The organism is Parafrankia sp. Ea1.12, from assembly GCF_900465275.1.
Lineage (GTDB): Bacteria > Actinomycetota > Actinomycetes > Frankiales > Frankiaceae > Parafrankia > Parafrankia soli.
The window spans coordinates 16,044-29,581 of record NZ_UBIZ01000337.1 but is presented as its reverse complement, the minus strand read 5'-3'; the positions used below and the strand labels follow the sequence as shown (position 1 = coordinate 29,581).

Annotated in this window: 8 protein-coding genes; 3 read left to right on the top strand and 5 right to left on the bottom strand. The window is 71.7% G+C overall.

Going from position 1 to position 13,538, the window contains the following annotated elements; genetic code table 11:
- Together FMEAI12_RS39505 and FMEAI12_RS18545 are read left to right on the top strand one after the other, a co-directional pair.
- The coding region (locus FMEAI12_RS39505) for a PASTA domain-containing protein (protein ID WP_146776728.1) at window positions 1-957 on the top strand (957 nt) is incomplete at its 5' end.
- Window positions 958-2,539: 1,582 nt separating this feature from the next.
- On the top strand, window positions 2,540-3,754 hold the full coding sequence (locus FMEAI12_RS18545; RefSeq protein ID WP_112107007.1) for an ABC transporter substrate-binding protein: 1,215 nt from the start codon (window positions 2,540-2,542) through the stop codon (window positions 3,752-3,754).
- Between the two features lie 117 nt (window positions 3,755-3,871).
- Here FMEAI12_RS18545 and FMEAI12_RS18540 read toward each other — a convergent pair whose 3' ends face one another.
- The 5 genes from FMEAI12_RS18540 to FMEAI12_RS18520 form a co-directional block, all read right to left on the bottom strand.
- Complete coding sequence (locus FMEAI12_RS18540) at window positions 3,872-5,320, bottom strand: MFS transporter (protein ID WP_112107010.1); 1,449 nt, start codon at window positions 5,318-5,320, stop codon at window positions 3,872-3,874.
- A gap of 228 nt (window positions 5,321-5,548) precedes the next feature.
- Window positions 5,549-6,460 carry a potassium-transporting ATPase subunit C gene (locus tag FMEAI12_RS18535; RefSeq protein WP_112107006.1) on the bottom strand — a complete coding sequence of 304 codons (912 nt, stop codon included), beginning with the start codon at window positions 6,458-6,460 and terminating at the stop codon, window positions 5,549-5,551.
- Window positions 6,461-6,463: 3 nt separating this feature from the next.
- Complete coding sequence (gene kdpB, locus FMEAI12_RS18530; RefSeq protein WP_112107005.1) at window positions 6,464-8,692, bottom strand: potassium-transporting ATPase subunit KdpB; 2,229 nt, start codon at window positions 8,690-8,692, stop codon at window positions 6,464-6,466.
- 3 nt (window positions 8,693-8,695) lie between these two features.
- Window positions 8,696-10,405, bottom strand: a complete 1,710-nt coding sequence (gene kdpA / locus FMEAI12_RS18525) for a potassium-transporting ATPase subunit KdpA (protein ID WP_112107004.1) — start codon at window positions 10,403-10,405, stop codon at window positions 8,696-8,698.
- Entirely contained in the window at window positions 10,405-10,494 is a 90-nt protein-coding gene (locus tag FMEAI12_RS18520; protein ID WP_112107003.1) for a K(+)-transporting ATPase subunit F, read from the bottom strand. The genes kdpA and FMEAI12_RS18520 overlap by 1 nt, the downstream gene beginning before the upstream one ends.
- 320 nt (window positions 10,495-10,814) lie before the next feature.
- Between FMEAI12_RS18520 and FMEAI12_RS18515 the strand changes: the two genes are divergently transcribed.
- Window positions 10,815-13,502, top strand: coding sequence for a sensor histidine kinase KdpD (locus FMEAI12_RS18515; protein ID WP_112107002.1), 2,688 nt, complete (start codon window positions 10,815-10,817; stop codon window positions 13,500-13,502).
- The last annotated feature ends 36 nt before the right edge of the window (window positions 13,503-13,538 follow it).

The window sequence follows — 13,538 nt, the reverse complement described above, 5'->3', positions numbered from 1 at the left end:
TCCGCCACGCATGTCGAGACCACCACGGCTGCCGCGGCCGGGACCGCCGGTACCGCCGGTACCGCCGGTACCGCCGACGACCTGCTCGGATCGTCCCCGGAAACCGGGCGGCCCGGGCGGCGGGCCCGGCCACGCTGGCTGCCCTGGGCCGCTGCCGCCGTCGCCACCGCCGTCGTCCTCGCCGCCGGGTCGTGGGCGCTCGCCGACGCCGTCGGGGGCGGGGGCGGTTCCGGCACGGCCCAGGAACTCGCCGAGGTACGGGCCGCCATCAGGACGTCCGCGCCGGCCGTGGCCTCGTCGGCATCGGCCACCGCGCCGGCGGACCCGGCGGACCCGGCCGCCCCGGTCGGGTCCGCGCCGGCGGCGACCGGCCCGGGCACGACCGCGGGCCCGGCCCCGGCCGCTCCCGTCCAGGCCGCCGGATCACCGGCGGCCGGGTCAGCGGCCGCGGGTGGCTCGACCGCCTCGACCGGCGAGCAGCCGGCGCCCCGGCAGGGCGACGAGCCGACCGGTGGATCAGCGGTCACCGAGCAGCCACCCGGTGATGGGCTTGTGGCCGTGCCGGGGGTGCTGAACATGGTTCTCGCCGATGCCTCTTCCGCGCTGAAGGCGGCCGGCTTCTCCAACATCCCGTACCTGTACGACTGCTACGGATCGGCGAACACGGGCAACGTGGTCCGGCAGGAGCCGGCGGCCGGCGCCCGGCTGGCCCCCACGGCCCCGGTGCACCTCTACCTGCAGGCGCAGAACTGCGCGACCGTGCCGGACGTCCGCGGGATGTCGCTGGACGACGCCGCGACCACGCTGCGGCAGCTCGGGTTCACCAACATCCCGTACCTGTACGAGTGCTTGGGCGCGGCGAGCCTCGGCACGGTCGTCACACAGTCGCCGGCGCCCGGGACCAGTCAGGGCACGTCCGCGGCGGTGGACCTCCGGCTCCAGGCGAACAACTGCTGATCCCCGACCCCGGCTGACCCCGGGCCGGGTGGGGCAAGACCCCGCCCCCTGTCAACGCCTGCGGGGAACCGAGACATGTCTCACCGATGAGCGCACTGGCGTCCGCGCACGCGGGCGACGGCGCGGACCACGGCCACCGGCCCCGGTGTCGGGCGCCCTCGCCGTGCCCGCCCCGGAACGGGCACGGCGGTCCGGTCATCCGCCGCGGGACGCACCGCAACCACGGGCCTGCCGCGCCCGCAGCCACAATCGAGAGAAATCATCATTTTCGCCGCGTAAAAACCCGGCGCCGGGATCACAAGCGGCACCGCTCCGGACGGGCTCCACGCCGCCTCAGATCGCTTTCCCAGGCCATTTACTTCCGGCGGACAAATTCTAAAAACCCCGTTCTCTTGAGCGGGAACGCCGACCCGCAAACATGCCACAAAAACATCATCCACGAAAGGAGTCCGTTGTCTTAAAGCTTTCATATTTCCATGAAACCAGGTTCTAGATACCCCGAAATCCGCTGACGACGCCCGTCCCACAAAAGACACTCAGAACCGACCGTCACCGACGAAAGAGGCGCTCCAGCCCCGCCAGGAACAGAAAGACCGACACCGGCTCGGCGCACCGTCAGGCGATCCTTTGCGGCGACGACACCAGGATCGGGCCGGCCACCGCTCGGACGCGTTCCGTCCAGCAGCGTTGATGACCCGCAGGAGATGCGCACCGACCCGCCAGCCGCGAAGTGTGCAGGGTCACACATCACCCGCGCTCACATATGGGACATTTACGGCCGCTTAACTACATAAATCCCAGCACCTGGCGCAAGTACGACGAGCCGCGCCACCCGCGGCCCGGGGCAGCCGTGGGGCCCGTCGACCGGCGGCTCCCGAGCCGGTTCCACGCAGGCCGCGCACCCACGACCGTCCAATCACCACAGGGGGTGACGTCCCAGCTCCCAGGCCGGACATTCGCCCAAGGGAGGCGCGCCGCCGAACCCACGGGCGGCCCACCGCCTTCCGCCGGCCGCACCTGGCACCCCTATTCACCCGCGTACGTTTCGCGAGCACACGTCACGGCCCGCGCCGGGCAGTCCAGGCAGACCGGCAGGCGTCACGGACACGGCCCGCCGGAACGATTCCCGCTAAACCACCCGATTCCGCCGAATCCACGCTCCGGCCGGCCGCCGTCCAGTCGACCTGGGGCGCCCGGAAGCACGCCCGCGGCCAACACCATCGGCCGAATCCATCACATTCGGCCCGATCCGATTCATCCCCGACGGCCACCATGGCCCGGGCGCCCCGGAAGGAATCGAGAGAACGCCGTCCTGCAGTGACGGAAATCATGAATCCGGCGCCTTACCAGATCCGTTTCTGGAGGGTACTTCCGGCCCCTTCCGCGATTTGGCGCAAGGCGGCCCGAGCATCGCGCGGCATGGCGGACCCGCCGCGACTGCCGCTATCTCCGCCCTGCTAACATCCAGACGATTCATAAACGATGAAGGTTTGGACGGGGAGCGCCGACCTGGGCGCGGGCCGGAGGCGGACCGCCACGCGCCTCCCCGTCAAGTCGCTGTTTATCTTCTGTGGGGTTACTGGTGCGCTTAGGCGGATTGACAAGACGGCTCAGCGTGGCGGCGGTCGCGGCCCTCGCTGTCGCCGTGACCGGGTGCTCGAGCACGGGCGGCGGTGGCGATTCGCCGGCCGCCTGCAACAGCCCCGGAGTGACGCCCGACCAGGTGAAGATCGGCTTCGTGTACTCCGACTCGGGCACCGGGAGCAGCGCGCTCTCCTCGGCCCGCGCCGGTCTCGACGCCCGGATCGGGCTGGCCAACCAGGAGGGCGGGGTACACGGCCGCCGCATCGCCTACGAGTGGCGCGACGACGGCTCGTCCGCGACGGAGGACGCCCGTGCCACGACGGAGCTCGTCCGCGACCGCTCGGTCTTCGGACTGGTGACGGCCACGGCGTTCCTCAGCGGCTCGGTGGACAGCCTCGCAGCGCAGAAGATCCCCGTCTCGGGCCTCATCCAGCCGGCCTGGGCCAACTACCCGAACCTCTTCTCGTTCATGTACGAGGTCGCGCCCGAGACCGCCGGGCGATACCTCCAGCTCAGCGGCGCGAAGAAGGTCGCCTTCCTGATCACCGGATCGGGGGCCTTCACGCTGCAGACGATCGAGCGGTACAAGGCCGCCTTCGGCAGGGTCGGGCTCGCGACGGGCGACACCATCTCCTTCGCGCGGAGCACCGACAGCCCGGCCCAGGTGGCGCAGCAGCTGTCCGGCATGGGCGCCGACGCGTTGATCGGCTTCTCGACTCCCGAGGACCTCGCCGACGTGCTGGGGGCCGCCCGCGCCGCCAACGTGCGGATCGTCAGCAGCCTCTCGCTCACCGGGTACGACCGCAACGTCCTGCACCAGCTCGGGCCGTCCCTCGCCGGGGTCTCGTTCGGGGTGAACTTCAAGCCGTTCGAGATGGGTGACGCCCCCGTCCAGCGCTACCGCGACGCCATGACCCGCTTCGCGCCCGAGACCGTCGTTCCCGAGCAGCAGTTCGCGATGTACGCCTACCTGTACACCGACCTGTTCCTGCGCGGGCTCGAGATCGCCGGTGACTGCCCCACCCGCGAGGCCTTCATCAGCGGGCTGCGGAAGGTGACCAACTACGACGCCGGTGGCCTGATCGAACCGGTGAACCTCGGCACCAACGCCACCCAGCCGCTGCAGTGCAACGCGTTCGTCCGGATCAACCAGGCCGGCGCCGCGTTCGAGGTGGCCTACCGACGGCTCTGCGCCGACGGCTCCAGTTCCTGACCAGCCGGCCACCCGGCTGGACGGTCGGCCGTTCAGCCGGGACCTCGACCGACGAGCAGGCGGCGGTCCCGCGGGAGTCGACTCCCGCGGGACCGCCGCTTCCGTTCGGGACGGATCTCAGCTGGCGGGCGTGGCCGCCCGGTGGCGCGGGATCGCCAGCGCGGCGACCGCCGCCGCCACCGCTGCCCCGGCGCACAGGCCGAACAGCTCCCGGTAGCCGGTGAGGGAGGGCAGCTCGGCCGCGCCGACGGTCATCGTCTCCGCCACCAGGATGCTCCCGCCGATGGCGCTGGCCAGCGAGCTGCCGATCGCCCGGAACAGCGTGTTCAGGCCGTTGGCCGCGGCGATCTCCTCCGGCGGGGTGTGCGCGTTGATCAGTGACGGCATCGCCGCGTAGCCGATGCCCGTCCCGACGCCGACCACCGTCGTACCCGCGATGATCTCCGGCATGGACCCGGTGAAGGTGATCCGCGCCAGCCATCCGACGGCGACGATGACCGCGCCCAGGGCGAGGGTCTGCCCGGCGCCGCGCATCGCCACCAGCCGCGCGGAGACCGGGGCGAGGAACAGCATCCCCAGGGCGCCGGGCAGCAGGACGAGGCCGCCGACGACCATGGAGGAGCCGAAGCCGTACCCACTCGTCTCGGGTGCCTGCACGTAGGACGACGTCCCGATCAGCAGCGCGAACAGCGCGAAGCCGAACAGCAGCGAGGCGAGGTTCGTCAGGACGAGCGGGCGCCGGCGCAGGGTCCGCATGTCCACCAGCGGCTCGCGGATGCGCAGCTCGGCCAGCCCCAGCGCCACCAGCAGCACGACGGCCAGCGCGAGCAGGCCGATCACCCGGGCGGAGCCCCAGCCCCAGTTGGCGGACTCGGCGAGCGGGAGCAGCAGCGCCACCAGCGCCGCGCTCAGCAGCACGGCCCCCACGAAGTCGATCCGGCCGCCGCGGCGGTTGGGCGCCTCGGGCACGATCGCGAACACGCCGGCGAGCGCGACGGCGCCGCCGGCGAAGGTGATCCAGAACAGGATGTGGAAGTCGAAGTGGTCGGCGAGCAGGCCGGCCATCGGCAGGCTCACCGCGGCTCCCACCCCGAGCATCGCGCTGATCAGGGCGATGGCCGAACCGGCACGCTCGCGCGGCAGCAACGCGCTGAGCAGGCTGATCCCGAGCGGGATGACCGCCGTCGACACGCCCTGCATCGAACGGCCGACGATCAGCAGCGCGATGTTGTCGGTCAGGGCGGCGAGCAGCGAGCCGACGACGAGCATGGCGAGGGCGACCAGCAGCAGCCGGCGCTTGCCGAACATGTCACCCAGCCGCCCGAACACCGGCACCGCGATGGCGGCGACGAGCAGCGTCGAGGTCAGCAGCCACTCGACCTCGCTGGCCGAGGCGTTCAGCTCGGCGGGCAGCGTCGGCAGCACCGGCACGAGCAGGGACTGCGACATGGACACCACGAGCGCGCCGAATCCGACGACGACGAGCTCGGCCCGCGCCCGCCCCGGTGAGGTGCGGGCGCGGGCCTGCGCCGAGCGTGGCTTCGTCTGCGTGGACAGATCGGTCATGTTCGGCCCTTCGTGGGTCGCGTCGGCCTGGCCCTGCGCCGCTGCGACCGGCCGCACGACCTAGGTCATTAACGGAAGGATCTCTTCCGGTTAAGCTAACACAAGCGGAGGAAATCCTTCCGGTTCAAGGACGCGGACCAGCATGTGACGGCGGACTCAGCGCAAGGGAGGACCCACCGCAACCGGGGATCCTGCGCAACCGGGGACCCGGCGCGGCGAACCGTTCCGTCAGCTGCGGGCGGCGGCGGCGGCCGGCGCGAGCGCGTCGAGATCGAGGTTCAGCTCGAGGACGTCGACGCTGCGCTCGCCGATGAAGCCCAGGGCCCGGCCGGTGGTGTTCTCGTTGACGAGGTCACGGACCTTGCCGGCGGGCAGGCCACGCTCGCGGGCGACCCGCGGGATCTGCAGCTCGGCGTAGGCCGGGCTGATGCCGGGGTCGAGGCCGCTGCCGCTGGCGGTCACCGCGTCGGCGGGCACGGCCGGGGTCTCGGGAGCGTCGCCGCGGACGAGGACCCGCTCACCCGCGGCGATGTCGTCGCCGGGGGCGCGGCAGGCGACCGCGACTCCCTGGTAGGTGGCGAGGAACGAGGTGGTGGGGCAGGGCTCGTTGGCGCTCACCACCCGGATGATCGGGCCGGCGGGACCGGGGCCGGCGTGGTAGACGGCGAGGACGGCCCCGACGCCGGAGGCGGTGCAGTACTTCCGGCCGCCGTCGACCCCCTCCCGCTCACCGATCGCCAGGCTGCGTTCGCAGACCTGGGTGAGCAGGCTCTGCCCGCTCTCGTCCTCGGGGGTGGCCAGGTCGTCGGGGGTGTCGACGACATCCTCGGGCCCGAGGTTGGACGCCGACGTGGCGGTCGGGTCGTAGCCGTCGCCCGCGGCGGACGGCCGGCTCTGGAAGTACGCGGGCAGCGCGTTGCCGTCGCTGTCGGTGAACGACTGGCCGATCAGGGAGGAACCGACCCGCTGGCCGGCGGCGTTGGTGACGAAGGACCCGTCCGCCCTGTCTTTCAGGCCGGGGAGCTGGGCGATCGCCAGGATCGCCAGCGGGTAGGCCAGCCCGAGCAGGACGGTGAGGACGAGCAGGGCGCGCAGCGCCGCGAGGTGCTGGCGCAGCCAGGACGGAAGCCGAGTTGACATGGTTCAGCCCACTCCCGGGATGAACTGGACGAGAAGATCGATGACCTTGATGCCGGCGAACGGGACGACGATCCCGCCGAGGCCGTAGACGTAGAGGTTGCGGCTGAGCAGCTTCGACGCGCTGGCGGGGGTGTAGCGCACACCGCGCAGCGCGAGCGGGATCAGCGCGACGATGACGAGGGCGTTGAAGATGACCGCGGAGAGGATCGCCGACTCGGGGCTGGCCAGCCGCATGACGTTGAGCCTGTCCAGGCCGGTGTAGACGCCGGCGAACATCGCCGGGATGATCGCGAAGTACTTGGCGACGTCGTTGGCGATGGAGAAGGTCGTCAGCGCCCCGCGGGTGATGAGCAGCTGCTTGCCGATCTCGACGATCTCGATGAGCTTCGTCGGGTTGCTGTCGAGGTCGACCATGTTGCCGGCCTCCTTCGCGGCCGACGTGCCGGTGTTCATGGCCACCCCGACGTCGGCCTGCGCGAGCGCGGGCGCGTCGTTGGTGCCGTCGCCGGTCATCGCGACGAGCTTGCCGCCCGCCTGCTCCCTGCGGATCAGCGCGAGTTTGTCCTCCGGAGTCGCCTCGGCGAGGAAGTCGTCGACACCCGCCTCGTCGGCGATCGCCTTCGCGGTGAGCGGGTTGTCCCCGGTGATCATCACGGTGCGGATACCCATCCGGCGCATGGCGTCGAAGCGCTCCCGCATGCCGGACTTCACGACGTCCTTGAGCTGGATGACGCCGAGCACCCGCGCGGCCGGGCCGGACGGGCCGTCGGTGATCTCGCCGACGACGAGGGGGGTACCACCCGAGGCGGAGATGCCGTCCACGATCTCCCCGACCTGGGCCGGCACCTGGCCGCCGTTCTCCCGTACCCACCGGGTGACCGCGCTGGCGGCACCCTTACGAACCCGCCGCTCCCCCGCCGCGGCGCCGGGCACTGCGCCGTCCGTGGGCTCGGCGGTCAGGTCGACGCCGGACATCCTGGTCTGGGCGGTGAAGTGCACGAACGTCGCGTGCCGCAGCTCGCCCGGGGTGCGTTCGCGCAGGCCGTGGTGCTCCTTGGCGAACACGACGACCGAGCGGCCCTCGGGGGTCTCGTCGGCGAGCGAGGAGAGCTGGGCGGCGTCCGCGAGCTCGGCCTCACTCACGCCGCCGACGGCGAGGAACGCGCTGGCCTGCCGGTTCCCCAGGGTGATGGTGCCGGTCTTGTCGAGCAGCAGGGTGTTGACGTCGCCGGCGGCCTCCACCGCCCGGCCGCTCATCGCGAGCACGTTGCGCTGGACGAGCCGGTCCATCCCGGCGATGCCGATCGCGGAGAGCAGCGCACCGATCGTGGTCGGGATCAGGCAGACCAGCAGGGACACGAGCACGATCCCGGTGATCCCGTCACCGGTCAGGGTGGAGCTGTCCGGCAGCGCCGGCTGCTGCGCCTTCGAGTAGATCGCCAGCGGCTGCAACGTGGCGACGGCCAACAGGAAGATGACGGTCAACGCGGCCAGCAGGATGTTGAGCGCGATCTCGTTCGGGGTCTTCCGCCGGTTCGCGCCCTCGACCAGGGCGATCATCCGGTCGATGAAGCTCTCCCCGGGCTTCTGGGTGATCCGGACGACGATCCGGTCGGAGAGCACCCTCGTCCCACCGGTGACCGAGGACCGGTCACCACCGGACTCCCGGATCACCGGCGCCGACTCGCCCGTGATCGCCGACTCGTCGACGCTGGCGATGCCCTCGACGATGTCACCGTCCCCGGGGATGAACTCCCCCGCGTCCACGACGACCAGGTCGTGCTGGGCGAGGCGCGGCGCGGGAACGTTCTCCACGGTCGCGGCCTCGACAGCTTGCCCGATCTGCCAGCCGACGAGCCGGCGGGCGACGGTGTCGGTCCTGGCCCGGCGCAGGGCGGCGGCCTGCGCCTTGCCGCGCCCCTCCGCGACGGCCTCGGCGAGGTTGGCGAAGATCACGGTGAGCCACAGCCACACGGTGATCAGCCAGCCGAACGCCGACGGGTCGGTGATCGCGAGGACGGTGGTGTACGCCGCGCCGACCTCGACGATCAGCATGACCGGGTTGTGCCACAGGGTCCGCGGGTCGAGCTTGCGCACCGCGCTGGGCAGGGACGTCCAGAGCTGCTTCGGGTCGAGCAGGCCGCCCCCGACCCGCCGCGGCTGGGCCGGCGGCGTTTCCCGGCCGACGGCGCTGGCGCTGTCCTGGTGCGCGGCGATGGTGGTGGTACTCATCGGTCAGTGAATCCCTTCCGCGAAGGGCCCGAGAGCCAGCGCGGGAAAGAAGGTGAGCGCCACGATGATCAACGTGACGCCGGTGAGCATCCCGACGAACTGGGGCCGGTGCGTCGGCAGCGTTCCGGCGGTGACGGGTACCGGCGCCTGCCGGGCCAGCGAGCCCGCCAGGCCGAGCACGAAAATCATCGGGAGGAACCGGCCGAACATCATCGCCAGCCCGAGCGCGGTGTTGTACCAGGTGGTGTTCACCGTGATCCCGGCGAACGCCGACCCGTTGTTGTTCCCCGCGGAGGTGAACGCGTAGAGAACCTCGGACAGGCCGTGCGCGCCGGAGTTGAGCATGCCCGCCCGCTGGCCGGGCAGCGCCATCGCGGCCCCGGTGCCGAGCAGCACGATGATCGGCGTGGTCAGGAAGTACAGCGACGCGAACTTCATCTCCCGCGCGCCGATCTTCTTCCCGACGTACTCCGGGGTCCGCCCGATCATCAGCCCGGCGACGAACACCGTCACCACGGCAAGGACCAGCATTCCGTACAGGCCCGAGCCGACGCCTCCTGGCGCCACCTCGCCCAGCATCATGTTGAACAGCAGGGTCGCGCCTCCGAGGCTCGTGTAGGAATCGTGGAACGAGTTCACCGCGCCGGACGATGTCAGGGTCGTGGCGGTGGCGAAAAGCGCCGAGTTCGCGACGCCGAACCGGGCGTCCGTCCCCTCGGTGGCCGCGCCGACGGCCTCGGGAACAGTGCCGTGGTGCGCGACCTGGAAGGCCATGTTCACCGTGAGGCTGCCCAGCGCGATCAGCGCCATAGCCGCGACGATCGCCAGACCCTGCCGCCTGTCCCCGACCATCCGGCCGAAGGTGCGCGGCAGCGAGAAGGCGATCATGAGCAGGAGGTAGATCTCGAACAGGTTCGTCCACGCCGCCGGGTTCTCGAACGGATGCGCGGAGTTGACGTTGTAGAAGCCGCCGCCGTTGGTACCGAGCTCCTTGATGACCTCCTGGCTGGCCACCGGCCCCCCGGTGATCGCCTGCCGGCCGCCGGCCACGGTCGTCACCACGTGGTTGCCGTGCAGGTTCTGGATCGCCCCACCGGCGATCAGCACGATCGCGCCGAGGACGCAGATCGGCAGCAGGACCCGCACGATCGTCCGCGTCAGATCGACCCAGAAGTTGCCGATCTCGTCGCCGGTTCCCACGACACCATCCATGCTGCCCGGACCCGCCGCGACCGGCGCGCGCCGGCGGGCGAAGCCCCGCACGACGGCGATCGCCACCGAGATGCCGACCGCGGCCGAGGCGAAGTTCTGCACCGCCAGGCCGGCCATCTGCGTGAAGTGCGACATCGTCGACTCACCCGAGTACGCCTGCCAGTTCGTGTTCGTCGTGAAGCTCACGGCGGTGTTCCAGGCCAGCGCGGGTGACACCCCGGAGAAGCCCAGATCCCAGGGCAGATGGTCCTGGACCCGCTGCAACAGGTACAGGAACAGCACGGACACGGCGGAGAACGCAAGAACGCTGCGGGCGTACACCGTCCACCGCTGGCCCGCGTTCGGATTCACCCCCGTCAGCCGGTATATCGCCCGCTCGACAGGAAGGTGCTTCTCGCTGGTGTACACCCGGAACATGTAGTCGCCGAACGGCCGATAAGTCATGGCGAGGGCGCCGACCAGCAGCAGCGCCACCAGTATTCCGGCCACCGTCATGGACACTAGAAGCGCTCCGGGAACAGCAGGGCCGCGACCATGAGAACTCCCAGGACGATCGCCAGCGCCAAACCGGCGACGTTCTCCGCGGTCACAGCCGCTCAACCCCCCGCAGAACAAGCGCCAACAGCGCGAAACAGGCGACTGTCAGCGCGACGTACACGACGTCGAGCACGGTTCCTCCTCAGAGCATCGACGGCCCCGCCGTCCCTCCTGCCACTGGCGTCCAGAACTCGTGGCGCGGGGCGAGCGACGTCAGTAAAGCGTTACCAATGGTCAGATTGACGATCTCTCACAGGTTTCTAACGGCGACGTGGCGCTTTCTAACAGGACAGTAACGGCGATCATGAGAAACGCCGGGCGGGGCCGCGCCGGAGCCTTTCGCCGACCCCCGCGCCGGCCGCACCATGGGTGGGTGCCACGAGGAACCCTGCGGATCTACCTGGGCGCCGCGCCGGGCGTCGGCAAGACCTATGCCGCGCTCGACGAGGCCCACCGCCGCTCCGAACGGGGCACCGACGTCGTCATCGGCTTCGTCGAGACGCACGGCCGCCCGCGCACGGCCGCGATGCTCCACGACCTGGAGATCGTCCCCCGCCGGACGCTGGCCTACCGGGGCGGCTCGTTCACCGAGATGGACCTCGACGCCGTCCTCGCCCGACACCCCAAGGTCGCCTTCGTCGACGAGCTGGCACACACCAACGTCCCGGGCAGCCGCCATGCCAAGCGGTGGCACGACGTCCAGGAGCTGCTCGCCGCCGGCATCGACGTCATCTCCACCGTCAACGTCCAGCACCTGGAGTCGCTCAACGACGTCGTCGGGACCATCACCGGCGTCCCGCAGCGCGAGACCGTGCCCGACGACGTCGTCCGCCGCGCCGACCAGGTCGAGCTCGTCGACATGGCCCCGGAGGCGCTGCGCCGCCGGATGGCGCACGGCAACGTCTACGGGCCCGAGAAGGTGGACGCGGCGCTGGCCAACTACTTCCGCGTCGGCAACCTCACCGCGCTGCGCGAGCTCGCCCTGCTCTGGCTGGCCGGCAAGGTCGACGACCAGCTCGACCGCTACCGCGCCGACCACGGCATCGGCGGGACGTGGGAGACCCGCGAGCGCGTCGTGGTCGCCCTCACCGGCGGCCCGGAGGGCGACACGCTGATCCGCCGGGCCTGCCGGATCGCCGCCCGGGGCAAGGGCGCCGACCTGCTCGCGGTGCACGTCGCCCGCTCCGACGGCCTCACCGGCGCCGACCCGTCCGCGCTGGCCCGCCAGCGGGCGCTGGTGGAGAGCCTCGGCGGCAGTTACCACCAGGTGATCGGCGACGACGTCCCCACCGCGCTGCTCGAGTTCGCCCGGGCCGAGAACGCCACCCAACTGGTGCTCGGCGCCAGCCGCCGCGGCCGCCTCGCCCGCATCCTCAGCCCCGGCATCGGCACGACCACCACAAGCCTGTCCGGCCCGATCGACGTCCACATGGTCACCCACTCCGAGGCGTGGGGGCACCGGCCGGCCCCGGCGGGCGGTGCGGACGCGGCGGCGCACCGGCCCGCCCGGCCTGGCTGGCCCGGCTGGCGGCTCCCCCGCGGTCGGACGGCCCTGGAACCCCGCCGGCGGATCATCGCCGCGGGGCTCACGCTGGCGCTCGTCCCGGCGCTCACCGCCGGGCTCGCCGCGAGCCGCGGCACGTTCAACCTGACCACGGAGATGCTCGCCTACCTGCTGATCGTGGTCACGGTGGCGCTGGTCGGCGGGTTCGGGCCCGCGCTGCTCTGCGCCGTCGCGAGCTCGCTGCTGCTCAACTACTACTTCACCGCGCCGGTGACCGAATGGACCATCGCCGACGGCGACAACGTGCTGGCGCTGCTCGGGTTCGTGCTCGTCGCCAGCCTGGTCAGCCGGGTGGTGTCCACCTCCGCCCGCCGCTACGAGCAGGCCGTGCGTGCCTCCGCCGAGGCCGCGACCCTCTCCGTGCTGGCCGGCAGTGTCCTGCGCGGCGAGGACGCGCTGCCCGCCCTGCTCGCCCGGGCCCGGGAGACGTTCGGGATGACCTCGGTGACGTTGCTCGAGCGCACCGACGACGACCAGGTCGGCGGGGGATGGAGCCCGGTCGCGACCATCGCCGGCACAGGTTCCGACAGCGCGAGCGGTGCCGGGCCGGGGGCCTCCCAGGCGGGCGACGGCAGTGAGATCGTCGACATACCGGTACGGGACGATCTGCGGCTGGTGCTGACCGGGCGGTCGCTGCCCGCCGCCGACCGGCGGATCCTCACCGCCTTCGCCGCCCAGGCCGCCGTCGCCCTCGACCAGCACCGGCTGCGCGAGGCGGCGGCCGAGGCCGCACCGATCGCGGCGGCGGACAAGGTCCGCACCGCGCTGCTCACCGCCGTCAGCCACGACCTGCGGACCCCGCTGGCCGCGGCGAAGGCCGCGGTCAGCTGCCTGCGCGGGTACGACATCACCCTCACCGACGACGAGGAGGCCGAGCTGCTCGCCACCGCCGACGAGTCCCTCGACAAGCTGACCCGCCTGGTCGAGAACCTGCTCGACATGTCCCGCCTGCAGGCCGGTGCCCTGAGCGTCTTCCCCCGCGCCGTCGGACTCGACGACATCGTCCCCCCGGCGCTCGACGAGATCGGCCCGGCCGCGAACCGGATCGGCGTGCGGGTCCCCGACGACCTGCCGGACGTCCGGGCCGACCCGGTGCTGCTCGAGCGGGTCATCGTCAACCTCGTCACCAACGCACTGCGGTACGCCCCCGCCGACACCCCGCCGGTGATCACCGCCAGCGCGCTCGGGGACCGCGTCGAGCTGCGCGTCGTCGACAGCGGGCCCGGCATCCCGGTGCGCCAGCGCGACAACGTCTTCCAGCCGTTCCAGCGCCTCGGCGACCGGGACAACACCACCGGGGTCGGCCTCGGCCTCGCGCTCTCCCGCGGTCTGGCCGAGGCCATGGGCGGCGCCCTCACCCCCGACGAGACGCCCGGCGGCGGGCTCACCATGGTGCTGTCGCTGCCGGCCGCACCCAACCCGACCGCCGTGACCAACCCGATCACCGCACCGCTGAACGTCCCCACCGGCCCGGCCGCGGACGACCGGGCCGGGTGAGGCGGGCGCGGCACGCCGTGGAGCACCGCGGCGATG